28 protein-coding genes are annotated in these 25,796 nt (G+C 70.7%); 15 read left to right on the top strand and 13 right to left on the bottom strand.

All coding sequences use genetic code 11. The annotated features are described in order from the left end of the window. Positions 1–25: 25 nt before the first annotated feature. A complete protein-coding gene (locus FR742_RS33540; RefSeq protein ID WP_148035321.1) occupies positions 26–481 on the top strand; it encodes a flavodoxin family protein in 456 nt (151 codons plus the stop codon). 7 nt (positions 482–488) lie between these two features. Here FR742_RS33540 and FR742_RS33535 read toward each other — a convergent pair whose 3' ends face one another. After that, the gene (locus tag FR742_RS33535) at positions 489–1,370 is read right to left on the bottom strand and encodes an RNA polymerase sigma-70 factor (protein WP_148035320.1); all 882 of its coding nucleotides are present in this window, start codon (positions 1,368–1,370) and stop codon (positions 489–491) included. 165 nt (positions 1,371–1,535) lie between these two features. Between FR742_RS33535 and FR742_RS33530 the strand changes: the two genes are divergently transcribed. Next, on the top strand, positions 1,536–2,876 hold the full coding sequence (locus FR742_RS33530) for an FAD-binding oxidoreductase (protein WP_148035319.1): 1,341 nt from the start codon (positions 1,536–1,538) through the stop codon (positions 2,874–2,876). 40 nt (positions 2,877–2,916) lie between these two features. Here the strand turns inward: FR742_RS33530 and FR742_RS33525 are convergent, their stop codons facing one another. From FR742_RS33525 to FR742_RS33510, 4 genes are all read right to left on the bottom strand, one after another. Further along, entirely contained in the window at positions 2,917–4,158 is a 1,242-nt protein-coding gene (locus FR742_RS33525; protein WP_187281488.1) for a prenyltransferase/squalene oxidase repeat-containing protein, read from the bottom strand. Positions 4,159–5,243: 1,085 nt separating this feature from the next. Then, a complete protein-coding gene (locus FR742_RS33520) occupies positions 5,244–6,206 on the bottom strand; it encodes a carbohydrate kinase family protein (RefSeq protein WP_148035317.1) in 963 nt (320 codons plus the stop codon). 2 nt (positions 6,207–6,208) lie between these two features. Beyond that, a complete protein-coding gene (locus FR742_RS33515; protein ID WP_148035316.1) occupies positions 6,209–6,727 on the bottom strand; it encodes an NUDIX domain-containing protein in 519 nt (172 codons plus the stop codon). A gap of 356 nt (positions 6,728–7,083) precedes the next feature. After that, on the bottom strand, positions 7,084–7,569 hold the full coding sequence (locus FR742_RS33510) for a DinB family protein (protein WP_148035315.1): 486 nt from the start codon (positions 7,567–7,569) through the stop codon (positions 7,084–7,086). Between the two features lie 127 nt (positions 7,570–7,696). On the opposite strand from FR742_RS33510, the gene FR742_RS33505 reads away from it, so the two are divergent. The 6 genes from FR742_RS33505 (at position 7,697) to FR742_RS33480 (ending at position 12,021) form a co-directional block, all read left to right on the top strand. After that, a complete protein-coding gene (locus FR742_RS33505) occupies positions 7,697–8,227 on the top strand; it encodes a MauE/DoxX family redox-associated membrane protein (protein ID WP_187281487.1) in 531 nt (176 codons plus the stop codon). A gap of 128 nt (positions 8,228–8,355) precedes the next feature. Beyond that, the gene (locus FR742_RS33500) at positions 8,356–8,907 is read left to right on the top strand and encodes a redoxin domain-containing protein (RefSeq protein ID WP_187281486.1); all 552 of its coding nucleotides are present in this window, start codon (positions 8,356–8,358) and stop codon (positions 8,905–8,907) included. Continuing rightward, positions 8,904–10,706, top strand: coding sequence for an ABC transporter ATP-binding protein (locus FR742_RS33495; RefSeq protein ID WP_261808937.1), 1,803 nt, complete (start codon positions 8,904–8,906; stop codon positions 10,704–10,706). The genes FR742_RS33500 and FR742_RS33495 overlap by 4 nt, the downstream gene beginning before the upstream one ends. Before the next feature lie 104 nt (positions 10,707–10,810). Then, positions 10,811–11,017 carry a hypothetical protein gene (locus FR742_RS33490; RefSeq protein WP_148035312.1) on the top strand — a complete coding sequence of 69 codons (207 nt, stop codon included), beginning with the start codon at positions 10,811–10,813 and terminating at the stop codon, positions 11,015–11,017. Between the two features lie 110 nt (positions 11,018–11,127). Further along, positions 11,128–11,547 (top strand): S26 family signal peptidase, encoded by a 420-nt coding sequence (locus FR742_RS33485; protein ID WP_222709224.1) that lies wholly within the window; start codon positions 11,128–11,130, stop codon positions 11,545–11,547. Between the two features lie 108 nt (positions 11,548–11,655). Further along, complete coding sequence (locus FR742_RS33480; protein ID WP_148035311.1) at positions 11,656–12,021, top strand: YciI family protein; 366 nt, start codon at positions 11,656–11,658, stop codon at positions 12,019–12,021. 15 nt (positions 12,022–12,036) lie between these two features. Here FR742_RS33480 and FR742_RS33475 read toward each other — a convergent pair whose 3' ends face one another. Next, a complete protein-coding gene (locus FR742_RS33475) occupies positions 12,037–13,245 on the bottom strand; it encodes an RNA polymerase sigma factor (protein WP_148035310.1) in 1,209 nt (402 codons plus the stop codon). Between the two features lie 175 nt (positions 13,246–13,420). Here FR742_RS33475 and FR742_RS33470 point away from each other — a divergent pair, with 175 nt between their 5' ends. Both FR742_RS33470 and FR742_RS33465 read left to right on the top strand, forming a co-directional pair. Beyond that, the gene (locus FR742_RS33470; RefSeq protein ID WP_148035309.1) at positions 13,421–13,849 is read left to right on the top strand and encodes a DUF6223 family protein; all 429 of its coding nucleotides are present in this window, start codon (positions 13,421–13,423) and stop codon (positions 13,847–13,849) included. Positions 13,850–13,903: 54 nt separating this feature from the next. Continuing rightward, positions 13,904–14,437, top strand: a complete 534-nt coding sequence (locus FR742_RS33465) for a GNAT family N-acetyltransferase (RefSeq protein ID WP_148035308.1) — start codon at positions 13,904–13,906, stop codon at positions 14,435–14,437. A gap of 14 nt (positions 14,438–14,451) precedes the next feature. Here the strand turns inward: FR742_RS33465 and FR742_RS33460 are convergent, their stop codons facing one another. After that, positions 14,452–15,087: a DUF4386 family protein gene (locus tag FR742_RS33460; protein WP_148035307.1), complete on the bottom strand. Its 636-nt coding sequence runs from the start codon at positions 15,085–15,087 to the stop codon at positions 14,452–14,454. Positions 15,088–15,244: 157 nt separating this feature from the next. Between FR742_RS33460 and FR742_RS33455 the strand changes: the two genes are divergently transcribed. Together FR742_RS33455 and FR742_RS33450 are read left to right on the top strand one after the other, a co-directional pair. Further along, a complete protein-coding gene (locus FR742_RS33455) occupies positions 15,245–16,408 on the top strand; it encodes a sensor histidine kinase (protein ID WP_148035306.1) in 1,164 nt (387 codons plus the stop codon). Continuing rightward, complete coding sequence (locus tag FR742_RS33450) at positions 16,405–17,064, top strand: response regulator transcription factor (protein ID WP_148035305.1); 660 nt, start codon at positions 16,405–16,407, stop codon at positions 17,062–17,064. Before FR742_RS33455 ends, FR742_RS33450 begins: the two co-directional genes overlap by 4 nt. A 255-nt stretch (positions 17,065–17,319) precedes the next feature. Here the strand turns inward: FR742_RS33450 and FR742_RS33445 are convergent, their stop codons facing one another. Further along, positions 17,320–17,625, bottom strand: a complete 306-nt coding sequence (locus FR742_RS33445; RefSeq protein WP_148035304.1) for a hypothetical protein — start codon at positions 17,623–17,625, stop codon at positions 17,320–17,322. Between the two features lie 641 nt (positions 17,626–18,266). Here FR742_RS33445 and FR742_RS33440 point away from each other — a divergent pair. Beyond that, entirely contained in the window at positions 18,267–18,812 is a 546-nt protein-coding gene (locus tag FR742_RS33440) for an AAA family ATPase (protein WP_148035303.1), read from the top strand. A gap of 149 nt (positions 18,813–18,961) precedes the next feature. On the opposite strand, the gene FR742_RS33435 is transcribed toward FR742_RS33440, so the two are convergent. The 3 genes from FR742_RS33435 to FR742_RS33425 form a co-directional block, all read right to left on the bottom strand. Then, positions 18,962–19,846 (bottom strand): helix-turn-helix domain-containing protein, encoded by an 885-nt coding sequence (locus FR742_RS33435; RefSeq protein WP_261808936.1) that lies wholly within the window; start codon positions 19,844–19,846, stop codon positions 18,962–18,964. Between the two features lie 9 nt (positions 19,847–19,855). Further along, entirely contained in the window at positions 19,856–20,692 is an 837-nt protein-coding gene (locus FR742_RS33430; RefSeq protein WP_261808935.1) for an alpha/beta fold hydrolase, read from the bottom strand. A 196-nt stretch (positions 20,693–20,888) separates the two neighbouring features. After that, the gene (locus tag FR742_RS33425; RefSeq protein ID WP_148035302.1) at positions 20,889–21,860 is read right to left on the bottom strand and encodes a YafY family protein; all 972 of its coding nucleotides are present in this window, start codon (positions 21,858–21,860) and stop codon (positions 20,889–20,891) included. Positions 21,861–21,941: 81 nt separating this feature from the next. On the opposite strand from FR742_RS33425, the gene FR742_RS33420 reads away from it, so the two are divergent. Together FR742_RS33420 and FR742_RS33415 are read left to right on the top strand one after the other, a co-directional pair. Further along, the gene (locus FR742_RS33420) at positions 21,942–22,649 is read left to right on the top strand and encodes an alpha/beta fold hydrolase (RefSeq protein ID WP_148035301.1); all 708 of its coding nucleotides are present in this window, start codon (positions 21,942–21,944) and stop codon (positions 22,647–22,649) included. 378 nt (positions 22,650–23,027) lie between these two features. After that, positions 23,028–24,278 carry a trypsin-like serine protease gene (locus FR742_RS33415; protein WP_148035300.1) on the top strand — a complete coding sequence of 417 codons (1,251 nt, stop codon included), beginning with the start codon at positions 23,028–23,030 and terminating at the stop codon, positions 24,276–24,278. A 130-nt stretch (positions 24,279–24,408) separates the two neighbouring features. Here the strand turns inward: FR742_RS33415 and FR742_RS46145 are convergent, their stop codons facing one another. Beyond that, positions 24,409–24,879: an Atu4866 domain-containing protein gene (locus tag FR742_RS46145; RefSeq protein ID WP_261808934.1), complete on the bottom strand. Its 471-nt coding sequence runs from the start codon at positions 24,877–24,879 to the stop codon at positions 24,409–24,411. Further along, the gene (locus tag FR742_RS33405; protein WP_148035299.1) at positions 24,876–25,730 is read right to left on the bottom strand and encodes a helix-turn-helix transcriptional regulator; all 855 of its coding nucleotides are present in this window, start codon (positions 25,728–25,730) and stop codon (positions 24,876–24,878) included. The genes FR742_RS46145 and FR742_RS33405 overlap by 4 nt, the downstream gene beginning before the upstream one ends. Positions 25,731–25,796 lie beyond the last annotated feature (66 nt).

Below are 25,796 nucleotides of genomic sequence, written 5' to 3'. Positions count from 1 at the left end.
ACCTCGCCGTGAAAGGATCGATGGCGTGACGCGCCTGCTGATCGTGCACCACACCACCTCGCCCACGCTCCGCGAGCTCTTCGAGGCCGTCCGGGAGGGCGCCACCACCGACGAGGTCGAGGGCGTGGAGGTCGTCACCCGCCCGGCGCTGGCCGCCACCGCCGTCGACGTGTTCGCGGCCGACGGCCTCATCCTGGGCACCCCGGCCAACATCGGCTACATGAGCGGCGCGCTCAAGCACTTCTTCGACACGATCTACTACCCCTGCCTGGAGGAGACCCGCCGCCTGCCGTACGCCCTGTACGTGCACGGCAACAACGACACGACCGGCGCCGTCCGCGCGGTGGAGTCGATCGCCACCGGCCTCGGCTGGGAGCGGGTCCGGCGCCCGGCGTCGGTGACGGGCGCCCCCGGCAAGGACGACCTGGAAGCCTGCTGGGAGCTCGGCGCCACGGTCGCCGCCACGATCAGCCCCGGCTGACGGCGGCTCAGCGGCTCACCGCGGTCTCCCGCTCCATGCGCGACAGCTTCTCGGGATTGCGCACGGCGTAGAGCCCGGTGATGAGGCCGTCCTCGACGCGCACCGCCATGACGGTCTCGACCTCGCCATCGGCACGGATGACCAGCGCGGGGCAGCCGTTGACCAGCGCCGGCTGCGGCGACGCCGTGCGGGCGACCCTTTTCAGCAGCGCGGCCACCTGACCGGCTCCCACGACGGGCGCGGGCGCGGCCGGCACGAGTCCGCCGCCGTCCGCCAGCAGGACGACGTCGGGCGCGAGGACGTCGAGGAGCCGCCGCAGGTCGCCCGTCTCGACCGCCCGCCGGAACGCCTCCAGCACGTCGCGGGTCTCGGCCGGTGAGGCGGCCCCGCGCGGCCGGCGGGCGGCGACGTGGGACCGCGCCCGGTGGGCGATCTGGCGGACCGCGGCCGCGCTCTTGCCGACGGCTTCCGCGATCTCGTCGTAGGCCAGGTCGAACACCTCACGCAGCACGAACACCGCCCGCTCGGTCGGCGTCAGCGTCTCCAGCACCAGCAGCATCGCCATCGAGACGCTCTCGGCCAGCTCGACGTCCTCGGCCACGTCGGGCGCGGTCAGCAGCGGCTCGGGCAGCCACGGGCCGACGTAGGACTCCTTGCGCCGGCCGAGCGTGCGCAGCCGTTTCAGCGCCTGCCGCGTGACGATCCGTACCAGATAAGCACGCTGATCCCGCACCGTACCGAGATCGACGCCCGCCCACCGCAGCCAGGTCTCCTGCAGGACGTCCTCCGCGTCGGCGGCCGAGCCCAGCATCTCGTAGGCGACCGTGAACAGCAGGTTGCGGTGGGCGAGGAACGCCTCGGTCGCCGGATGCTCGCTGCCTTCGCCCATCACTGCTCCTCGCCTGTCCGTTCCCGACCGTGCCACGCATACGATCCCGCTCGCCGCCGCCGTGTGACACCCGGACTCGGTGACATACGTCACACCCGCCCTGCTGTCACAAGCGTCGCGCCGCCGGGATCTCTTGCTCGTCAGACCGCGTACGGAAGGAACATCATGAGTTCAGCACTGGAAGCCCTGCGCCGCGACTTCGGCGGCGACATCGTCGAACCGGGATCGGCCGAGTACGCGTCGGCCAGTCGTTCCGTGCTGGTGACGGGCAGTCCTGCCTGGGTCCTGCGGCCCAGGAGCGTCGGGGACGTGCGGGCGGGCGTGAGATTCGCCGCCGGCGCCGGCCTCCGGCTGTCCGTACGAGGAGGCGGCCACGCCTTCGCGGGCTTCGGCACCAACGACGGCGGCGTGGTGATCGACCTCGGCGCGCTCGCGAGCGTGGAGGTCACCGACAAGGAGCGTCACCTCGTACGGATCGGCGGCGGCGCCACCTGGGGCCAGGTCGCGACCGCGCTGGCCCCGCACGGCCTGGCGATCTCCTCGGGTGACACCAAGGGAGTCGGGGTCGGCGGCCTGACCTTGAGCGGGGGCATCGGCTGGAAGGTCAGGAAGCACGGCCTGGCTCTGGACAACCTGGTCGCCGCGGAGCTGGTCACCGCCGATGGGGAGACCGTGCGGGCCTCCGCGCGGGAGAACCCGGAGCTGTTCTGGGCGATCCGCGGCGGCGGCGGCAACTTCGGGATCGTGACCGCCTTCGCGTTCGCGGCACACCCGACGACGGACGTCTTCTTCGGCCGGATCGCCTTCCCCGCGGGGGAGACGGCGGCCGTGCTCCAGGGCTGGGCGGACCTCCTCCGCACCGCCCCGGAAGAGCTCACCTCCGTCGCGGAGTTCGCCAACCCCTTCGCGGGCGGCCCCGAAGCGCCCGTCGAGATCCGCGTCGCCTTCGACGGCGACGACCCGGAGCGCGCGGCCGGGGCCATCGACCCGATCCGCCGCCTCGGCACGGTCATCGACGACGACGTCGCACTGCGGCCCTTCGCGGACACGCTCGTGGAGGGCGCCACCCCGCCGCCGGGTTTCCGCGTGTTCACCCGGAGCGCCTTCACCGGCGGTGACGCGGCGCCCGCCGCGCTCAAGGTGCTGGCCGAGGCCGGGGCGTCGGAAAGGCCGCCGTTCATCGCCGTCCGCAGCGTCGGCGGCGCCGTGTCCCGCGTGGCCCCCGACGCCACCGCCTACGCGCACCGCCAGGCGGAGCTGATGTTCACGACCACCGTCGCGGGCCCCGAGCCGGTCGTCGAGGCCGCGCGTCCCGCCCTGGAAGCGCTCTGGGCGAAACTCGCGCCGCACGCAAGCGGCGCCTACGCCAACTTCCTCGCAACCGCCACCGAGGAGGACGTCGCCGCCGTCTACCCGGCGCCGATCTACGAGCGGCTCGCCGCGGTCAAGCGTCAGTACGACCCCGGCAACCTGTTCACCGGCAACCACAACATCCGGCCCCGGTAGACAGGAACCGGCCGGCCATGTCAGTGGCCGGCCGGCCGCGTCACTGGCGTTTGCGATCGATGAAGCGCTGGAGCACCAGGAGGACGATCGGCAGGATCAGCCCGAAGGCGAACTCCGTCAGCTGGATCAGCCGCGTCGCCAGCCCCACGGCTCCTCCCGCCACGAAGAGCGCCAGCGACACCCAGGCCCAGTGCCTCCGCAACCACCGCAGGGACCCGGCCCACCGGCGCCGCGGCAGCAGAGGACGCAGGACCTTCTCGATCGGCAGGTGCTTCCCGTCCTTCTGCCGGATCACGATCGCGCCTTCCATCCAGACGATCTGATCCCCGGCACGAGCGAGCCTGACGCTCCTGAGCGACGCCAGAGCCTCCACGCAGGGCCACACCCCCCACAGAGTGATGTGCGTGCTCATGCTGTTGGGCCAGGAACCGTCCTGACACTGCTCGGTGACGATCGTGTCGAAGGACTGCGCCAGCTTCCCCGCCACGTCGATGCTCTGGAACCGCGGATGGTGCATCAGCGCCGTGGTCGCCACCGGCAGCGCGTAGTGCGTCAGCGACGGCGGGAGCCAGTATTCCTCGCCCTTGTCCGTACGCAGGAAGAGGACGTTGGACCGTTCCTCCCGGTTGCCGATCTCCACCAGGGAGGAGGTGTCCAGGTTGGCGAGGAGCCAGTCGAAGCCCTTGGCCACCTTCTCGGACGCCGGGTCGACGCCGGCCTTCACCAGCGTGGTGAGCGCCGACGCGGTGTGGGCGACGCGTGCCTGGTTCTGGCGGGGCTCCGGGGCCCAGCCGCCGGAGGGCAGCTGCTGCTCGATCAGCCACGACACCCCCTTGTCGACCGCCGGGTCCTGGGGCGCCGCCTCCAGCAGGGCCCGCAGGGCCAGGCACGTCAGCCAGACGCGGGGCGGGCAGCCGTGGAAGGAGCCCCAGCCGCCGGACCTGTCCTGGTTGTTGCGCAACCAGGACACCGCCCGTGAGAGGTCGGGAGTCGTCGGCTGGTCGTCGCACCGCAGCGCGGCCAGGCACCGCACCACCCAGGCGGTCGCCTCGACCACCGGCTTGTCCTTGCTGGTGTTGGTCCACCAGCCGCCGTCGACCTTCGGGTCCTCGTCCTTGATCTGGCGGACCCTGAGGAAGTTGAGCGCGTCCTCCAGGTGGGGCGGAGACTCACCGGCGACGTGGAAGGTCAGCAACGCCACGGCGGTCGCGGTCGCCCCCGGCGGGACGGTGTCGAGCAGGTGGTACCAGCCGCCCCCACCCGCGGGACTTTCGTTGTACATGTGGCGCAACAAGTCCATCGACTTGTTCAACGCGCTCTCGGACTGTGACAGATCGATCTCGTGCAACAAGGCCGTTCCCCCGTCGCCGCTTTTCCCGGAGCGTACCGTTCCCCCCATTGCAACTAACGTCACGCTTTGATATAGCCGAAGTGTCCGGTCGCCATACCTCATTCGGGACGGTGCAGATCGGTGGTTTCTGGCTTTCGTATTGAGGACGGCGATATCCTCGCGATCGGCGGCACGACCGAGTGGGCCCGATCCCTTCCCCGGCGGGCTTCCCTGGCCCATCTCACCACCGCCACCGGGACCTGGGCCGCGGAGGAGGGCATTGTTACCCGCCCGATCCCGGGCGCCCTGCCGTATCCAGCGGGTTTCTACCGGCGCATTCACTGCGACATGGAGACGGCCGGTCATCTGCTGCCGGAAGCCTTCGAACTTCTCCCGCCCGGCGGAGTCCTCATTCCACGGTACGGCACGCCCGAAAATCGAGACGGCGCCGTCATGCTTTCTGAAAACGTGTCAAAAACCGGCCAAGAGGAGGATTGTGTATTTTGCGGTCGTTTCCGGTTTCGGATGAACCAGGACGCCGGTGTTCCCGGTGCGGCCGCCCTGCTGTGGGGTGACGAGTTCCTGTGGTGCGCGCCGGATCTGGCTCCTCTCACCGAGGGCCATCTCCTGCTGGTCTCCACCCGCCACTTCCCGTGCTTCGGCGCGTGCCCGCCCGGCCTGGCGCGGGAGGTCGCCCGGCGGAAGCGGGAGGTCACCCGGTGGCTGGAGGCGGTCTACGGCCGTCCCGTGACGGTCTTCGAACACGGCCCGGCCGGCCCGCACGGCGCCGGCTCCTGCATCGACCACGCGCACCTGCACTTCCTGCCCGGGGCCGGTCCGGTCCGCGCCGGGATCGAGCGCGAGGCCCTGTCCGGCGCCGACGCCGGCCCGGCGGAGCTGTTCCGGAGCGGCGTCTCCTACCTCTACCTGGAGGACGCCGAGGGAACGACCACCTACCCCTGCCCGGGGTCGTTGCCCACGCAGTTCCTCAGGATGTGCGCCGCGCCGCCCGGCGAGCGGTGGCGCTGGCAGGACATCTACGGGCTGCCGGAGACGCGCGAGCGGTTCATGGCGACGCTCCGGAAGCTGCTCCCGTCCGCGGAGGCCGGGGCGAGCCCCGTTGACAGCAGCCAGCGCAGCTCACGCGCGGTGAGCAGGTCGCCGAAGCCCATGGGATCGGAGACGCGCTCGTAGCCGGTGGGGTAGTCGACGTGCAGGCGGTCCTGCTGGTAGATCGTCGACCGGCTCGCGCCACCGGCCCCCGAGCGGATCATCCACACCGGTGCGGCCTTGTGCACCGCGTCGAGCAGGGGAAACAGAAGCTCGGGGCCGCCCTCAGGGGCGCCCACCACGCCGCGCAGCGTTTCCAGCTCGCCCACCACGACGTCCGCCGCCTCCAGGAGCGGCAGCAGCCGGGCCGGGGGGATCCTGCGGTGGATGTCGTGCGGCACCAGGTCGAGGCAGATCACCGTGGAGTGCGACCGGGCGACGGCCGCGGCTTCCAGCACGGCTTCGGCCGACCGGGCGTGCAGCAGTTCGTATCCCGTCAGGAAGAGGGCGTCCGCCGCGGCGATCTCCCGGATCGCCGCCCGCACGTCCGGCACGCCCAGCATCTGGAGGTCCGACAGCGGTTCGGCGACCATCAGGCGGACCCCGTGCCCCTCCGAGGTGTCACGTATGACGAGCACCCTCGCGGTCGAGGCGCCTTCCACCACGGTCAGCCGCGGCGTCACCCCCATGGCGGTCACCTGGGCCCGTACCGGATCGGCGAACTCGTCACGCCCGATTCTGGACACCAGCGTGACGGTGGCGAAGAGGCCGATCGCCTGGCGGGCCATCTGCAGCGCGACGCCCGCCGGAGTGATGCGCACCGGCGCGTAATGGAACTGGTCGCCGCACACGTCGCGAAAGCGAAGGGAGTCGACCCGCACGCGGACGTCGATCCGGATCTCACCGATCGCGACCAGACTGAACCGGCGCTCTCCGTCGGCGGGAATCATGGTCAGCGGCGGCAGACGGCTTCGGACGGATGCGCGCCGCGCAGCCGCAGGAACCGCTCGACCGCCCCATCGATCCCGGGAATGAGCGGATAGCGGGCGACGGCGTCGAGCCGCACCCACCGCACCTCGTCGATGTGGTCGCCGGAGATCTGGCCGGAGGTGGTCACCTCGTGCGACAACGCCCGGCACTGCCGGGCCACGGCGATGACCCGGACACAACCGCCGTCGTCGGCCGGCATGGCCCAGTCCCACATGTGAAAGGGAGGGCCGGGCTCGATCTCGATGCCCGCCTCCTCGCGGACCTCGCGCACGATGTGCTCGTCGAGCCCTTCGTCCGCGCCCCGCATTCGCCCGCCGGGAACCTCCCACAAACCGGGGTTGTAGGGGTCGGATGGCGATTTGCGGACGAGCAACAGGCGGTTCCTGTCGGCCATGAAGGCTTTCTGCGCGACGACGATGCGCACCTTTTCCTCATTCGCCAGATCAGCCTCTGTCAGGCCGCCCAAGAGCCGGTCCACCATAGACTTCACCTTTGCCGAGTGGGAACGCCTGAACGCCGGTCGCGACACGGCCGGCGCCCCACACTAGCGCTTCTACCTCGTCCGTCAGGCAGTTTCCACCAGTCGTGAAGCGTTCGACAGCGCCTTGGCGGCGGTGGATCATCCGAAGTGCGGCTTATTCAGTGTGGCAGTTCGGGTCGCCGACATCCAGACTCCGCAATAATGTTGCCCGAAAGCGACTTTATGTTGCCTGCCCTCTGAAGCCCCGTTTAAGACGCCCTTTCCGCGCTGCATCCGGGAACTCTTCGACGCCGACGAGCGTGCAGCCCTTCACCTATCGCCGGCCGCTCGGCCATGAAAGTGAAGAGGGCCGGGCGCTAGCGAGGCCCGAGCCCGGTCTTCCCGTCGATCAACTCGCGCACGACGTCGAGGTGTCCGGCATGACGGGCGGTCTCCTCGATCATGTGCAGCGCGATCTGCCGTAAGTCGGTGATCCGATCTCCCGGCGGATGAGGATGGCGCCCCCGGGGCCGCATCGACAGCGGCATGGCGGCGAGGACGGCGTCGGACCGCTCGCACTGGGCGCGGTAGAAGGCCAGCACCGTCGACGGCGAGCGCGGGGTCGTGAGCGGCTCGTGGTCGTCGGCCGGCCAGGGCAGGGGCTCGGCCGAACCCAGGGCGACCTCCTGGAACCAGTGCCGCTCGGCGTGACCGAGATGCTCGACGAGACCCAGCGGCGTCCACCCCGAGGGCAGGACGGCGGTCGTCAGGGCGTCGTCGCCGAGACCGTCGATGATCGCCAGCACGGCGGCGCGCTGCGCCTCCAGGAATGTCAACAGGGACTGCTTCTCGCTGTCGCCCACCGGCCCACACCCTTCGCCGACCAGCCCGCCGCACCGCAGGTTAGCGGCCGGCCCCGACAGTTCTCGGGCGCCCGCCCTCCGGTTACGCGGTTGTGGTGGCTGGGCGCGGTGGATAGGTTGGCCCACCGTGCACTATTTGGACGTGGCCTGTCGGCTGCTGCTCGCGGCGGTCTTCGTCACGGCGGCCTGGACCAAGGTCTCGGGGAAGGCCGGCTGGGCCGCCTTCGTCGGTTCGCTGCGCCAACTGGACCAGGTGCCCGGCCCCCTCCTGCGGCCGGCGGCGTTCGCCGTGGTCGCGACCGAGATCGTCGTCGCCGTGCTGCTGCTCGTCCCCGTGCGGGTGGCGGGGTGGATCGGCTTCGCCCTGGCAGGCTGCCTCCTGCTGTCCTTCACCCTGGTGATCGGGCGGGCGCTGTCGCGCGGCAACCGCGCCCCCTGCCGGTGCTTCGGAGCGTCGAGCACGCCCCTGGGCCCGATCCACATCGTGCGCAACCTGATCCTCGTCTGCGTCGCCGTCCTCGGGCTGGCCGGCGCCTCCGCGCCGGGCGCGTTCGAGGTGCCGTACGCCCTGCTCGCCGGTGTCGCCGGACTGGTCGCCGGCATCCTGATCACGGCGTTCGAGGACCTCGTCGCGTTGTTCAGGCCGACGGCGAGATAACAGCCGGTTTGATCCCTATGTCGTGTTATGCGCAGAGAATGCCCTGTCGATAATCATGGACCGCTTCGCCTGACTAGACCTGTACTATCCTGGCCGCTCCGAAAACGATCAACTCGGAGGATTACGCCGTGTCAGTCTTGTGGGCCGCGTTAGCGATCGTCTTCATCATCTGCCTGCTCAACCTGGTGCTCACCGTCGCGGTGATCCGGCGCCTGCGCGAGCACACCGAGCTGATCAACCGAGGGGGCGGGCATCCCCCCGGACAGGAAGAGATCACCCTGCCCGCCGGCGCCCGCGTCGGCGAGTTCAGCGCCGTGACGGGCGACGACCGGACGGTGACCCGCGACGATCTGCGGCCGGGGATGCTCGTGGCCTTCTTCTCGCCGCGCTGCCCGACCTGCGAGGAGCAGAAACCCGCCTTCATCCGGTACGCGTCCGGCCTGCCGGGCGGGCGCGACCAGGTGATCGCGGTGCTCCTCGGCTCGCCCGAGGAGCTCGGCGGACTGCGCGAGGAGCTGGGCGGGATCGCGCAGATCGTCATCGAAGGGGACGTCGACGGCGCCATGGCCGCGGCGTTCGGCCTGCGCGGATACCCGGCCTTCTGCCTCATGGGCCAGGACGGCGTCCTCCAGGTGACCGGTTTCAAGGTCGACGTCCTTCCCGACTCCGTGGCCCTGTGACGACCGGCAGGCGGGTGGCTCTCGCCGCCTGGCGGCTGGCCTGGCGGTTCGCGGCGCGTACGACCATCGCCCAGCTCGTGCTCACGGTGCTGGGCGCGGGGGCGCCGGTCGCCGTCGCCTGGCTGACGAAGATCGTCTTCGATCAGCTGAGCGCCCCCGGCGGGCCCGCGGACCTGACGGGGCCGATCGCCGGCCTGGTCGCCGCGGGCATCCTGACGGCCCTGCTGGCGCAGGTGCTGCGCTACCTGAGGGCCGAACAGGGACGGATCGTCGCACTCGCCGCCCTCGACCAGCTCTACGCCGCGGTCAACCGGCTGGTCGGTCTGGGACGGTTCGAGGACCCGCAGTTCGCGGACCGGTTGCGCTTCGCCCGTCACGCCGGCGGCTCAGGACCGGCCGAGATCGTGGCCGTGAGCCTGAACCTGCTCCAGCAGGTCCTGGTGACCGCCGGGTTCGTCGTCTCATTGGTCACGGTCAGCCCCGTTCTGGCGGTCGTCGTCCTGGTCGGCGCGCTCCCCGCGGTCGGCGCCGAGTTCGCGCTCGCCCGCCGGCGGGCCGAGACCATGAACACCGTGGGGCCGCACGAACGGCGCGAGCTGTTCTACGGCCAGCTGCTGTCCGACGTCGAGGCGGCCACCGAGGTGCGGCTGTTCGGCGTCGGCTCCTTCCTCCGGGGACGGATGCTCGGCGAACGCCGTACCGCGAACCGGGTGGAGCGGGCCATGGACCGGCAGGCCCTGAGCACGGAGGCGCTGCTGACCATGCTCTCGACCGGGGTGGCGGGCGGCTGCCTGGTCTGGGTGGTCAACGCCGCGGCCGCCGGGACGGTCACCGTCGGTGACGTGGCCATGCTGGTGGCCGCGGTGGCCGCGGTGCAGGCGGCGCTGCTCGGCGTCGTGCGCGACCTGGCCGGAGCGCACACCCAGCTGCTGATGTTCGGTCACTACCTCGCCGTCGTGGAAGCGGACCAGGACCTGCCGGTGCCGGCCCGCCCGCGTCCGGTGGAACCGTTGCGGCACGGCATCGAGCTGCGTGACGTCTGGTTCCGCTACCGGGAGGACCTCCCGTGGGTGCTGCGCGGCGTTACCGTGACGATCCCGAAGGGCCGGGCGGTGGCCCTCGCCGGATACAACGGCGCCGGCAAGAGCACGATCATCAAGCTCCTGTGCCGCTTCTACGACCCGGACCGCGGCGAGATCCTCTGGGACGGCGTCAACCTGCGCGACCTCGACCCGGCGCAGCTGCGCGCCCGGATCGCGGGCGTCTTCCAGGACTTCGTCTCCTACGAGCTGTCGGCCGCCGAGAACATCGGCATCGGTGACGCGGAGGCCCTGACGGACCGCCCACGCATCGAGGCCGCCGCGCGGGACGCGGGGGTGCACGACATCCTCAGCGGGCTCCCGCACGGGTACGACACGCTGCTCAGCCGCATCTACTTCGCCGGCGACGAACTCAACGGGACGACCCCGGGCACCACGCTCTCCGGCGGGCAGTGGCAACGGGTCGCCATCGCCCGCAGCTTCCTGCGCGGCGGCCGTGACCTGCTCATCCTCGACGAGCCGAGCGCCCGCCTCGACGCCGAGGCCGAACACGAGATCCACCAGGGCTTCCGGCGGCTGCGCGACGGCGGCACCAGCCTGCTGGTGTCGCACCGGCTCGGCACGATCCGGGACGCGGACCTGATCCTGGTGCTCGACGGCGGCACCGTGGCGCAAGCCGGACGGCACGACGAGCTGGTCGAGGCAGGAGGGCTCTACGCCGAGCTGTTTTCCCTCCAAGCCGCCGGATATCGGGATTGACCCGGACCTGAATGGATCTTTACTGTAGGTCGAAACGGGTCAAGATCGGGCGACGCCTACCGGCGTCAAGGAAACGGCCCGTGAACCTCACAAGGGAGTAGAGCATGCTGCGACTCTTCAACACCCTCGGCGACCGTATGTTGTCGGCTTTCGTGCCCAAGGTCACCGCTCAAGCCGCCTGCACGACCTGGAAGGAATTCTGCTACTGCAGCGGCGTCTATTCCATTTCCCGGTGGTGCGACCGCGGTTGCGACAGCAGCCAGACGACCTGCGGCCCCTGCAACGTGAGAGGGGCCAAGTACAGCTGCTAGCCGACACATAGGCGCGAGTGGCCGCCGGCACGGAGCCGGTGGCCGCTTCCGCGTCAGTGTCCCCCTACCCCGCAGTTCCGCCGACGAGTGAGGCGCCTTCCGTGCAGGTCGTGATCGCAGTGCTCCTGGCCGGTGCCGGCGTGGCGGCCTTCGCCGCGGTGCTGCGGCGCAGGTTCGTGCTGGCCACGGTCGCGGGCTTCAGCATGGCGCCCACCTTGCGCCCCGGCGATCGTCTCCTCGTACGCCGCACGCCCCTGTCACGCCTGAGCGTGGGCGACATCGTGGTGGTCGTGCCGGACGCCCGGATGGCGGACCCGCGCCACCCCGCCGGATACGTGATCAAACGGCTCGCCGCCGTACCGGGGGACCCCGTACCGGATCACGTACCGTCGCCCGCGCACGAACGCATCCCACCGGGCCGGATGGCGATCCTGGGCGACAACCCCGACGCCAGCCGCGACTCGCGGGACTACGGCCTGGTCACCCAGGAGCAGCTCGTCGGCGTCGTCGTACGCGCCATCGGCACCTGAACCCCTGACGCCGATTCTGCGGCGAGAATTCTCGCGGAACCTGTCGAGGATCGGTGCCGCCCGTTCGTCACCCGGACGACGCAGTTCTGTCGACCACGAGGAGTGACGATGAAGTACGCGATGCTGATCTTCGGCGACGACCGCGAGTGGAGCGGGCTGTCCCCGGCCGAGGAACAGGACGCGATGAAGCAGGTCTACGACTGGTACGAGCGGTGGCAGCCGACCGGCAAGATCGCTGACGGCGGCGCCGAGCTGCAGCCCCGGGAGACGGCGAAGACCGTGCGCGCCGACGGGACCGGTCAGCCGATGATCAGCGACGGACCGTACCTGGAACTCAAGGAGGTCATCGGCGCGGTCGTCATGCTGGAGTGCGACGACATCGACGAGGCCGCGCGGATCGCGGCCACCTGGCCGCTCACGGCCGGGATGAGCGCGCTGGAGGTCCGTCCGGTGATGAGCCGCGAACAGCTCTGACGCTGGGCGCCGGTCTCACAGCCGGCGCCTCAGCTCACCCACTCGACGCGACATCAGCTCCCGTTCGGCCGGGTTGGTCGCCAGCTCCAGAGCCCGCTCCGCCGCCGTCAGCGCCTCGGCCGTACGGTCGAGCGCGGCCAGCAGGTCGGCCCGGGCGGCGTGCCACAGGTGATAGCCGGCGAGCCGGGTCCCGAGCGCGTCGACCTCGTCCAGCGCCGGAGCCGGGCCCACCGCGAACCGCGTGGCCACCGCCCGGTTCAGCAGCACCACCGGCGACGGGTCCAACGCGTACAGCCGGTCGTACAACCCTCGCACACCGGCCCAGTCGGTGGCCTCGTACGAGACGGCCAGGGCGTGGAGCGCGGCGATGCCCGCCTGCACCTGGTACGGCCCGGGCCGGCCCTGGCGCACCGCCGCCCGCAGCCGCAGCGCCGCCCGTTCGATCGCCGCCCTGTCCCACAGCCGCCGGTCCTGCCGGCCGAGCAGCACGATGCGGCCCCGCGAGTCGAACCGCGCGTCGACGCGGGCATGGTGCAGCTCCAGCAACGCCGCCAGACCCGCGGCCTCCGGCTCACGGGGCAGCAGCCCCGCGAGCTGGCGTGCCAGCTCGACCCCCTCGCGGGCCAGCTCGCGCCGCTGGGCGGACCGGCCACTGGACAGATAGCCCTCGTTGAACACGAGATAGATCACCGCGAGCACGGTCGGCAGCCGGTCGACGTACTCATGTGGCTGGGGCACCTCGAACCGGATGCCGCGCTTCCGCAGCAGACGCTTGGCCCGGGAGAGCCGCTGCGCCATCGTCGGCAGCGGCACCAGGAACGCGGCCGCGATCTCGGCCGTACTCAGGCCACCGGCTGCGTACAGCGTCAGCGCGACCCGGGCCGGCTCGGGGAGGTCTGGATGGCAACACGCGAACACCATCGCCAGCCGATCGTCCACGCCCGGTTCAGGCGGCGCTTCCGCCGCCAGCCGCGCCATCTTCTCCCGGCCGACGGCGTCGCGGCGCAGCCGGTCCAGCGCCCTGCGCCAGCCCGTGGTGACCAGCCAGCCGGTGGGGCTGTCCGGCACGCCCTCGTCGGGCCAGCGCCTGAGCGCCTCGGCCAGCGCGTCCGACAGCCCCTCCTCGGCCCGGTCGAAGTCGCCGAGCCGCCGGCTGAGCGCGCCGAGCATGCCGGCCGCGTCCGTCCGCCAGATCCGGTCCAGCAGTTCCGCCACGTCACTCACCGCACCAGTCTGCAGTCCTCGCAGGACGGCGCAATCACCTACCGCGGACGCGGTAGATTCGCGGTTCCTGCGGCGTCCGCGGTAGGGAGAGATGTCTCCATCAGTAGGATGACCGGCGGCGGGTTCAGCGGACATAGTTCTTGGCGTCCAGTCGCGGGAAGCGGAGGAGCGCCTCATGTCCGTCCTATTCGACCTCGCCGCACAGGTGGCCTCGCCCGTGTGCACGACACCGACAGAATGCGCGGGTCAAGGTGTCGACACGTTCCTCGGGACCCCTGAACGCGTCTGGGCCAGCGCGGCCGCACTGGTGGCGGTGGGCGGCGTGGTTCTCGGCTGGCTGGCGTGGCGCTCCGTCCGCCGGGCAGGCAGCGGCGGGAGGAGGAGAGCCATCGCGGCCCTGTTGATGGGGCTCGTCGGCGGGCTCAACGGCGCGGTGAAACTGGCCGTCGCCGACGGCGGTCTCGGCACCGGCAACGGAGTGTTCGGGGCGGCCATGGCCCTGGCGCTGGGGCTGGCCGGCGCGGCCCTCGGCGGGCTGGCCCTGGCCCGCTCCCGCCGCGCTGAGCCACACCCCGCGTCTCCGCGGGCTTCTGCCGGCAAGTGAACGGCCGACCGCCCATGGCCACGCCGCCACGGAGATCGCCATTACATTGGCCGCATGACCGAGCTCGGACCCGTCGCCTGGCCGCCCGCCCCCATCAGGACCGAGCGGCTCGTCCTCCGTGAGCCCGAGGCCCGGGACCGTACAGCCATCATCGAGCTGTTCACCTCGCCCGAGGTGGGCGCCTACCTCGGCGGCCCTCGACCGCGTGACGAGTTCGAGCGCGCGTTGCCTGCCGTGCCCCGGCGCCGCCCCGGCCTGTTCGCGGTCGATCTCGACGGGTCGATGATCGGCGTCGTCGACATCAAGCGGCGCGAGGCCGATCGTCCGGGTCGCGTCCGCCCGGACGGCGGCGAGGTCGAGCTCGGCTACATGTTCCTGCCGGAGGCGTGGGGATTCGGGTACGCCGCCGAGGCGTGCGCGGCGGCACTCGACTGGGTCGCCGGCGCGCTTCCCCGCGAGCCGGTGGTGCTCACCACCCAGACCGCCAACGACCGCTCGATGCGCCTCGCGGCGAAGCTGGGGTTCACCGAGGTGGCGCGGTTCGAGGAGTTCGACGCCGAACAGTGGTTCGGCGTGTGGTCCGGTTGAGCGGGGCCGGTACGTCACGCCCGCGCGGCCACAGGAGCCCCGTCGGTCGTCTCCAGCACGAACAGCCGTGCGGCCAACGGTGCCAGCGCGACACCCATCAGAGCGAACATCATGATCCCGGACACGGCGTCCGGCGCCGCGAAGTCGGCTGCCAGCGCCACCACCAGCGTCACCGCCGCCCACCGCGGTGCCAGCCGCGTCCGCCAGAGGGCGACGGCGAGGGTGAGAGTGCCCACGACGGTCGTCAGCAGCACCGGGACGATGAGCACGGCGAAGGGCGGCGCCGCGAACATCGCCCCGGCGATCTCGGCCGCACCCGCCCGGTCCGCGTGGTGGGCCAGCGGGTACTGGGCCATCACGTACGCGACGGGACCGATGTGGAGCGCCCACCCCAGCGCCGCGAGGACCGCCCCCGTGACGCCCAGCCGCGAACCCTGGGCGCGGAAGAGCCCGGTGAGCCCGAGCAGGGCACCGGCGAAGCACAGGAACGAGACGACGAGCAGCACGTTCGCACCCATCCAGAGGGCGGGCCGAGCCTCGATCAGGGCGAGCTGCGCGGCGGCGTCGGCGGACGACGGCAGCAGGATCGTGCCGGCCAGGCCGGCGACGGCGGCGGTGAGCAGTGCGACGGCGGTGCTTCGGCGTGACATGGGGACCTCCGGGGGAGCAGCGGCTGTGCCGCCGACGCTAGGGACGACCGGCGCCGGAATCGTCGGAGGTCACGCCGAACCGCGTACGAGCCCGCTCGTACGCGCCTACCTCCCCGGGGCGATGCCGCACGGACAGCGCGCCGCTATGGTTCGTGCCATGACCGACGACGGCGCCGGCGCCCTGGCGCGGTGGCTGCGGGCCCGGCCGCGGCTCGTCGACTTCACGGTGGCCGCCGTCCTCGTCGCGCTCGGCGCCGGGCAGGTGATGGCCGGGGACGGCGGCGCGACGGCGCTGATCGTCTCGGTCGCCATGACGGCGCCCGTCGCGTGGCGGCGGCGACGGCCCCTGCCGGCCGTCCTGATCGGGTGGTCGGCCCTCTTCGTCGCGGAGGGCCTGGGCGCGGACGTCACGAGCCAGGGGTACGCGGCGGTGATCGCGCTCGTCATCACCGTCTACTCGGTCGCCGCCCACGCCCCGCTCCGCCAGGCGCTCGCCGGCCTGGTCGCGGCCCTGGCCCTGGTGTGGGGCGCGATCCCGTTCGCCGCGTCACAGACCGTGGCCGACTTCGCGTTCACCGGGCTGATCACGCTCGCGCCCTGGCTCGCGGGCCGCACCATCCGGGACCGGCAGCTGCGCATCACCGAGCTGCGACGCCTGGCCCGCGAACTGGAGCACGAGCGGGAGGAACGGGCCCGTGAGGCGAGGGACGCGGAACGTTCCCGCATCGCCCGGGAGATGCACGACGTGCTCGCCCACACGGTCAGCGTCGTGGTGGTCCAGCTCGGCGCGGTCGAGCGCATCGTGGAGTCCGACCCGGGCAAGGCCCGCTCCGTGGCCGCCTCGGTGCGCGCCACCGCGAAGTCCGCGCTCTCCGAGCTGCGGTTCCTGCTGGGCCTCGACGGCGTGCCCGCGGCCGGGCCGCGTCCTTCCCTGGCCCGGCTCGGCGACCTCGCCGACGACATGCGTGCCGCCGGCGTGCCGGTCGAGCTGACGGTCACGGGTCCGGTCGGCGGGCTGCCGCCGGCGGTCGACCTGGCCGCCTACCGCATCGTCCAGGAGTCCCTCACGAACGTCATGCGCCACGCCCCGGGCGCACCCACCCGTGCCCTCGTGGTCGTGGACGAGCATGCCGTGCGTCTCACGATCGAGGACGACGGCACCACCCGGCCAGGGACACCCGAGCGGGCCGGCTACGGCCTGATCGGGATGGCGGAGCGGGCCCGGCTGTGCGGGGGCGACCTCGAGGCCGGGCCCCGGCCGGGCGGAGGCTTCCGCGTCCACGCGCGGCTGCCCCTGGTGCGGGCCGTGAGCGTGGCGTGATCCGGATCCTGCTGGCCGACGACCAGTCGCTCGTACGCGCCGGGTTCCGGCTCATCCTGGAGACCGAGGAAGATCTCGAGGTCGTGGGCGAGGCCGCCGACGGCCGGCAGGCGGTCGGCGCCGCCCGCGAGCTCCGACCGGACCTCGTGCTCATGGACATCCGGATGCCCGTGCTCGACGGGATCGGCGCGACGCGTGAACTGGCGAGGGCCGGCGCCACGGCCAAGGTCCTGATACTCACCACCTTCGACGACGACGCCCTCGTCCACGACGCGCTGCGCGCCGGCGCCAGCGGGTTCCTCCTCAAGGACGTGGACCCTCCCGACCTCGTCCATGCCTGCCGGACCGTCGTCCGTGACGAGGCGCTGCTCGCGCCGGCCATCACCCGCAGGCTCATCGAACGGTTCCTCGCCACCCCGCCTCCGGGCCGCCCGCCGGCCGCGTTCTCCCGGCTGACGGCGCGCGAGCTCGAGGTGTTCACGCTGATGGCTCGGGGCCTGGACAACCAGGAGGTCGCCGACCGGCTGGTGATCTCCGCCACGACCGTACGGACGCATATCACCCGCATACTCGCCAAACTCGGCCTGCGTGACCGGGTGCACGCCGTGGTCCTCGGCTACGAGTCCGGGTTGGTCCGCCCCGGCGAGGGCGGCTGATCAGATCCGCTCCTTGCGCTTCGGCAGCGCAAGGCATCCCCGACGGACCCTCAAGCGACTGACACAGACTTCAAGAGACGCCGATCCGCCTCAGGGGGAAGCAGCCGCAGTTGGTCCACTGCGACCCCGTCACGCGCGCCGCAGGCTGATCAGCCCGCTGCCGTTGATCGGACCTCACAGCGAAAGCACTCCTGGAGCGCTTTTCAGACGAGGTGGTCAGGGGCAGGGCCGAACCGCCGATCCGCGGCAACGTGATCAGTCGACGCACATCGCGTTATGGGTGGACTCGAAGACCCATGTGCCGCCACCTGGAGAGGAATAGATCAACAGCGTGCTATAGGTCCCAGGGGTGCAGTCGTGGCCGACCGCGAGGACGTCTTGTCGAGCCCGCTGTTCGGCCGCCGCTAACCCGGCCGCGTAGGTGTTGCCCGCCCCCCGAGCAGTGGCGCTGCGGGGGGTGTCATAGCCATCGGCGTGCGCGGCCATGGGCGCGGTCGCCAGGCCGACCGCCACCACCGCTGAGACGAGACCGAGCCGGCGGAGCCAACTGACTTTCTGCATGCTTCTCCTTACGAGGGACGGGCATTTGATATCGATCAAAACAGATTTAGCGCATATCGATCTAGCGGCGGTATCGGCCACTTCGTCAATAAGAATCCGGCGGCCGTTATCCTCACGGTGAAACGCATGGCCAAGGGCACTCTGGGGAGTCAGTCTTCGATTGTTCGTACGGGCCGGTTTCCGCACCCGATGATGTAAGTTTCATCCGCCGTTGGAAGTCATGCGGGGCAAATGGAACGGCGGGTAGCTGATGCGCGGACGCCCTCAAGCTCGGTGGTTCATGGTGCTGCCCGCTGATCTCGGAGAGCTCGTCCAGAACCTTCGGGCGCTGGATATGGGCATTAGGCGACGTCGAGGTCAAGAAGGCGGAGGGCGGGCAGGGCCTGTATCGGAAGTCGGTCGGGAGTCGCTGAGCTGTGGCGGTCAACCCACCCGACCGGTTTCCTGCGATCTCCTGGTCGATCTTCACGTAGAGTGCGACCAAGAGGGTCCAGAGGCTCGTCCTCATGCACGGATCATTGAGGCCCTCGCTCCTGTCGCGGGCCGGAACTCGGGATCTCCTCCTCCGGATGACCGCCGATCACACCATCTGACAAAGCGGGCTGGGCCGCGTCCATGTCCGAGACGTACGAAGGCGGTCGATGAAGCGCTACATCCTGACCGGCACCCCCGGAGCCGGGAAGACGACGATCCTGCGTTGGCTGGAGTGTGACGGCTACACCGTCGTCGAAGAGGCGGCGACGGACGTCATCGCCCTGGAGCAGGCTCGGGGTGAACCTGAGCCGTGGACGAAGCCGTCCTTCGTGGGGGCGATCGCCGCCTTGCAGCGCCGCCGGCAGGAACAGGCCGCGGCCCTTCCCGGTGATGTACAGATCTACGATCGATCGCCCGTCTGCACCTACGCCCTGGCCACTTACCTCGGCCATCCTGTCTCTCCGGCTCTGTCCCGCGAATTGGAACGCATCCAAGCTCAGCAGATCTACGCCAAGAAGGTGTTCTTCGTTCAGAGCCTCGGGTTCGTCACACCGACCGACGCGCGATCGATCACCTTCGAGGAGTCCCTGCGATTCGAGCAGATCCACCAGGACACCTACACCTCACTCGGCTACGAGTGCGTGCCGATCGCTCCAGGCCCGCTGCCGGACCGGGTGGCGACGGTAAAGAAGCTGCTCGAAGCCGCATCTTGACCGCCCCGTGGACCTGCGCGGTTTGTCCTGCCAGCTCGGCTTGTCCCAGGCCGAACTTCCACCTCAGCCAATAGGCTCTCGGCAAGCTGGGAGACGCCTCAGTGCCGTCCACGCAGCACGTGGAAGCCGCATCTTCGTAGGCAGGCTGTTCAACGAAGGTCGGGGCTGCGTTCGCCATTCTTCGCAGGGCTCCGGTTTGGCGATGAAGCCGGCCACGCAACGTCGTCGATCGCGAGCCACGGCGCGGCGGCCACGGCCGTGGGCGTGAGCCCGGCGAACGTCTTGACCTCACGGTGGAGGTGGGATTGGTCGACATAGCCGCTCTCGGCGGCGACGCCGGCGGCGGCGTTACCCGCCGCGAGAAGGTGGGCGGCGTGGTCGAAGCGCACCAGTTGGGCGGCGCGTTTGGGGGTGATGCCGAGCTGGGACCGGAATCGGGACCACAGGCGTTTGCGGCTCCAGCCGACCTCGTCCGCCAGGCCGTCGACTCGCACCCGCCCCCGGCTGGTGAGCGTCCGCCGCCAGGTGTAGGCGACTTCCGGATGAACCGGCGGGCGGGCGCGCAGCCGTGGGCCGAGGACATCCGCCACGATCGTGAACCGTTCGTCCCATGACGCAGCGGCGCGCAGCCTGTCCTCGGCTTGCTCGGCGTCGCGACCCCAGACATCCTCAAGGGCTACCAGCGTCCCGGTGAGCTCGATCGATGCGCCGAACACCGCGGCCGCCGCCACCGGCTCGAACCGGATCTGGAGGCACTGTCCGACCCCTCGGCCGGTTGCTCGAAAATCGCCTGGGAGGAGCCCGACGACGACACTGCCGCGCTCGCGTCGGCCGTGGATGTCGTAGACGATGCCTTCTCCGTCGCTCAGATCGACGAGCAAGGTGACAGACGGGTGCGCGACCATGGCGATGTCGACGGGTGCGGGGGAACGGTGATGGAACCCGGCCATGCTGATCCCCGGCAGCCGACCTGATAGGCGCGGGACGGCGACCTCCACCTGCGCCCAGTCGGGTGGTGCCCCTGTCGACAGCACATGACCACTCTAGGCGTCAGGGATCGCGGGCCTGGTGCCAGTGGCATGTTCCGTAAAGCCCAGCAGCAGTTCGCTGGTCGTCTCGGGGGCTTCCAACATGGGTAGGTGCCCGACGCCGGGCAGCAGTTCGACCCGGGAGCTGGGCACCGCGTCGTACTGGTGCGCCGACGACGGCTCCCAGCGGGGGTCGGCGGCGCCGAAGATCACCATAACCGGTACCTGGAGGGCGGCCAGACGCTCGGGCACGCTTCGCTCGGCGATGTACGCGCTGTTTCGGCGCAGCACCGTCCTGAACACGCGGTAGGAGATCCCTCGCAGTTCGGCGACCATGTCGTCCGGGATCTGCACCGGGCGAGCGGCCGTCGCGCTGAGCCCTCTGCGGATCATCGCGTCCGAACGCCTCGACCACAACAAGGGACCGAGAGGCGGGCCCAACAGGACCCGGAGGACGAACGGCTGCGGAAGCAGCGCAGCGGGACTCGGGCCGGTGCTGATCAGCACGAGCGACCTCACCAGGTCGGGGCGCTGTTCTGCCAGCGCGGTGGCGACGTAGCCGCCGCTGGAGTGCCCCACCGCGGTGACGGGACCAAGGCCGAGGTCGTCGAGCACCGCCGCCACCCGGGCTGCTTGGTCGGGCACCTCGTACGATGGCGCGGGCGGGGACTGGCCGCAGCCTGGGAGGTCGACCCGGATGAGGTGATGGTGGCCGGCGAGTTCCGGGACCATCGGGCTCCAGGAGGCGCCCGAAGCCCCCGATCCGTGGATGAGCAGCAGTGGCGGCGCCTGTCGCGGGCCGTTGTGGACCACGTGCATCCGATGCGAGCGCTCGAACTCGTACTTACTCATGATGGGACTATGCACGGACGCTAGACCATCAGTCTTGGACGAATGTTCCCGCAGACTCGACGACCGACGGACCTTGGGCTGGGCTTGGGCGTTGCGCCGGCGTACGTAGGCGCCGATCGCTGTGTTCCGCTCGTCATGACTGCGGTGGTCGGTGCCGTTCAGCGCGGTGCGACTCGGCTCCGTCCCGGGTCGCACCTCAGTGGCATGTCGGCTGACGGTCGCCGTCGGCGCCGAAGGTCAGCAGGCGCTCGGCCAGGCGCTGGACGGCGGTCCGCAGTTCCCTCGGCGACACGATCGTGAACCGGAAGCCGAGCCCGGCGAGCATGGCGGCCATGCCGTCCAGGGACTCGGCCCGCATCCGCAGGAGGACTCCCTCCGGGGCCTCGGTGAGGGTGGCCACCGACGGCGGGACGCGGCGGGCAGCCTCGGCGAGGGGAACGTGCAGGACGACCTCGACGACGTGCGCGTACGGCACCTGGGCCAGCGACGCGGTCACCTGCCGCACCGGGTCGGACTCCTCGGGAATCTCGTAGGAGGCAGCCCCCGGCACGACGGTGGAGATCCGGTCGAGCCGAAAGGTGCGGGTCTCGCCGGACCGGTGGTCGTGACCGGTCACGTACCAGCGGCCGGAGTGGAAGACCAGGCCGTGGCCGTCCAGTTCGCGTTCGGTCTGGTCGCCCTTCCAGGAGCGGTAGCGCAGGGTGACCCGGCGGCGGTCGCGGATCGCGGCGGCCAGGGTCAGCACGGCCCGGCTCGCGGGTGTCGGCGCCGCACGTTCGGCGAGGGTGAAGCCCAAGGTCTCCTCCAGCGCGCCGACCTGTTCCCGTAGCGTGATCGGCAGCACCCGCCGGATCTTGGCCAGGGCGGCCTCGGTGGCCTCGGCGGCGAGGCCGAGGCGGCGTCCGGCGAGCAGGCCGAGAACCACGGCGGTGGCCTCGTCGTCGGTGAGCATCAGCGGGGGCAGCTTGTAGCCGGGCATCAGGTGGTAGCCGCCGTAGCGGCCGCGCTCGGCGGTGACCGGGATGCCCAGTTCGGCGAGCCGGGCGGCGTAGCGCCGGACGGTCCGCTCGTCCACACCGAGGCGCTGCGCCAGGTCGCGGCCGCCCAACTCGTGGTGTGCCTGGAGCAGTTCGAGCATCGCCAGCATCCGGGTCGCCGGATATGACACAGGTTCACCTCTTAATCCGGGCGGATTCTGTCCGCTATCAGCTTTAGCGTAGCGACGTCGGCTCACTGGAAGGACGATGAGATGGCGAACTACGTGCTGGTTCCCGGCTTCTGGCTCGGCGCCTGGGCCTGGGACGAGGTGGCGCAAGAGCTGCGCGCCGCGGGACACCAGGTGCGGGCGGTCACCCTGACGGGGTTGGCGGAGCGGGCCGGGGAGCTGTCGCCGGAGGTCGGCGTGGAGACCCATGTCCTGGACATCCTCGCGGCGATGGACGGATGGGAGGAGGTGGTCCTGGTCGGGCACAGCGGGGCGAATGTCCCGGTGACCGCGGTCGCCGACCGGCATCCCGATCGGCTCAGCCGGGTGGTCTATGTCGACACCGCGCCGCTGCCGTCCGGTGTGGCGGTGATCGACTTCAATGACGAGGCCACGCAGAAGGCCTGGCGCGCTCAGGTCGGGGACGGCTGTGCGCTCGACCCGCCCGCCTTCGAAGAGGGAGAGGGGATGTTCGCCGGACTGACCCGGGAGTACTGGGCGCAGATCAGCGCGAAGGCGACGGCGGAGCCGTGGGGCGCGGTCACCCAGTCGGTTCAGCGGCCGGGGCGGATCCCGGCGACGCCGAAGACCATGGTCGCCTCGACGATGCCGGTGGCGGTGATTCGCGAGCTGATCGCCTCGGGGAATCCGGCGTTCGCCGAGCTCGGCACACCCCAATGGACCTTCGTCGAGCTGCCGACCGGCCACTGGCCGATGTTCACGCGACCGGCGGACCTCGCCGCGTTGCTCTGACAATCTCCTCGTTCACCCTCGGGAGAAGCCCTTACGTGGTGACGCGGACGAACCTCAGTGAACAAAGCCACAGCGATCGCCACGATCGCGGGTGCGGCGTTGTTCGGCGGGCCGTCTCCTCCGCGCACGTCGGTGGCAGCCGTCGCAGCCCGAACGTCCGATACCGCCGCACCCAGCAGGAACCGCTCTTCCCCCGCGCAGCTGAAGCGTCGACACCGCGCTCCGCCTCGGCCTGCGCCGTGGGGAACTCCTCGGGATCACAAAGCTGTCTGACTATATTGATTTACCACTCTAAAAATCGATGTCAAGATATTGATTGCCCCGTAAACACATGAAATATCGGAGGCATCCCTTCAAGTAAGCACAGAGGAGCCTCCGGTGAAAATCCCCCCAATCACCGCACGCCTGGCAGTGGCGCTGGGAGTCGCCCTCGCCATGGTCGCAGTGGGCGCCGTCCAGGCCACCGCAGCCCCCGCCGCCGTCAAGGACGCCGCCGACATCGGCGACACCGCCGAGGTCCCGGGTGGTTTCGCCTCCTGGAAGGAGCTGGTGGCCACCCAGGAGAAGCTGGTCAAGGCCGCCGACCGCGTCACCGCCGCCGTCAAGACGCGGGACGACACCGGGTTCGCCGGCATCGTCGCGGCGCCGGAGAACCGTGAACTGCGCGTCTACTGGAAGGGAGACACCCCCGAGCGCATCGACGACCTGGTCGGCCGACTGCGCCGGGACGTCCCGGTCAGTGTCCTGCCCGCGGCCTACTCGGCCCGGGAGCTGGAGGGCGAGATGAACCGTCTGGTCCGCGCCTCCGGCGGCGCGATCACCTCGATCGCGCCGAACGTCGACGGCTCGGGCCTGACGGTCTCGGGCGCCGACCACGGCCTGACCCGCTCGAAGGTCGCCGGCTCGGCGGTGCCGGTCACCGTGGAGGCCGGCGTCACGCCGGCCCCGGCCAGCCGCTGGAACGACGACGCACCCTGGCTGGGCGGCGCGGCCTGGCGCAACGCCGGCACCGGGCTCGGCTGCTCGACGGGCTTCGCCGTCACTCTCGGCGGGGTGAGCTGGATGCTGTCCGCGGCCCACTGCGGCAGCGTCGGGCAGACGGCCACCGACCCGACCGGCCAGGTGATCGGCCCGATCGCCTACGCCAACACCAGCCGCGACGTGATGCTGATCCGCGCGAACACCGCCGGTCGTGTCTACAACAACGACCCCGCCGCCACACCCTCGGAGTTCAGCAACCCGGTCGTCGGCACCTCCGCCTCCTACGTGGGCATGTGGCTCTGCACCTCCGGCGCCTACTCGGGCACCGTCTGCCTCTGCCAGGTGAAGGCGATCAACGTCACGATCTTCGGTCCCAGAGACACATTCCGTGGCCTGGTCCGCGCCGAGAGTCCGACGTACAAGAACGCGGCCGGCCAGGGCGACAGCGGCGGCCCGGTGGAGACTCCGGAACCGTCCGGCATCACCCAGCAGTACGCGGTAGGGGTCATCTCCCTCATCGACACCAGTGCTCAGGTGCCCTGCACCGGCTACGTCGTCACCGGCCGGGTCTGCTCCTGGCGGCTGTACTACGCGCCGTGGAGCAACGCGACCTCCGCATTCCCGGGAATCGCCATCATGACCGGCTGACGCCGCGACCTGACGAGAGGCCGAACGGGTACGCGGGCGGGACCGAAGAACGCTCTTTGAAAACCTTCGGGTGTGGTGATGAGCAGGACGGGTGTGCCGATCGTCGTCGACGCCGCCCGTGCCCCGTTCGTCACCGTTGTTCCTCCTCGGCTCGTCGGTGCGCGTCGCTGCCCTCTCGGTAGAAGAGGTAGCCCCCGTGGTGCAGTACGTCTCCGTCGAACGTCCCGTCCGCGCTGAATCCGGTGTCGTCGGCGTACTCGATCCGGGTCCCGGAGACCACATAGGAACCCGTGTAGGCGCTCTCCCGCTCTCCGCGGGCCTCGTCGTAGCGGCCGTTCGCGAGCAGTTCCTGGCGGATGTGCCCGTCGGCCGTCACCCACATTCCGACGTACGGGTGCGGTGACGCCTCTCCGTTCTCGTCCGGGCGTGTCCGCGGTGTCGCCGTGGCGGGTGACGGCGTCTCCTGCCGGCCGTGCTGCGCCGCGTTGTCAGGGCCTGCGAGTCCTTCGCTGTCCGGCCCCGCGGAGCACGCGGCGAGACCTCCGGCGAGGAACACGGCGACGCCCATGCCGCCGACCATGGTTTCGAGGCGGGTCTTCACGAGGTCCTCCCTCGCATATCGTCCCGGTCTCCGGAGCGAGTCACCGTCAGCGAGCCGAGCAGACGCAGCGCGTTCGCGGTCCGGGTGCCCTCCTGAGCGTGGTAGACGATCAACTGCTGCCCTGGAGCGGAGCGTACGTCGAAGGCCTGTAGCTGCAGGGTCAGCTCGCCGACATCGGGATGAAGCAGGACCTTCGCGGCGTCACTCTTGCCGCGTGCGTCCCGCCGCCGCCAGAGGTCGGCGAACTCGCGGCTGTTCTCCATGGCAGTCCGCAGCACCTCCTGGATCCTCGGGTCGTGCGGCCAGGCGCCTTCGAGGAAACGGAATCCCGCGACCACATTGGCCGCGGCCTTCTCCCAGTCGATGTAGAACGAGCGAACCGACGGGTCGAGGAAAATCGCGAGCAGCAGGTTCGTGCCGGGTTGGAGGTGGTCGAAGACCGCGCGCCCCAACGTGTTCGCGGCCAGGACGTCGTAGGCCCGTCCCAGGAGCAGGGCCGGCGTGCGGTCCCACAGCTCGGCCAATGCCAGCAACTGGGGGGCCGCCTGCTCGATGCTGCCCTGCCGGCGTGGGGGCGGGATCACCCCCCCGATCCGGTACAGGTGCAGCCGGCCGTCGTCGTCCAGCAGCAGCGCGTCACTCAGTGCGTCCAGGACCTGCGGCGATGGCCGCCGCTCACGCCCCTGCTCCAGCCGCAGGTAGTAGTCCACGCTGATGCGGGCCAGCATCGCGACCTCTTCGCGGCGCAGGCCGGGGACGCGCCGCCGCCCGTCCTCGGGCAGACCGACATCGGGCGGCGCCACCTGCGCGCGCCGGGCCTGTAGGTAGTCACCCAGTCTTGAGGTTGTCATGCCGACCAGGCTAGTTTTCCCCGCGGCCGGGAGCCTGGTCCCAGTGCACCCAGGACGAACACGGCC

This window comes from Nonomuraea sp. C10 (assembly GCF_008017515.1).
Lineage (GTDB): Bacteria > Actinomycetota > Actinomycetes > Streptosporangiales > Streptosporangiaceae > Nonomuraea > Nonomuraea ferruginea.
Note: the sequence above shows the minus strand (reverse complement) of the source record. Positions and strands in the feature narration are given on the sequence as shown.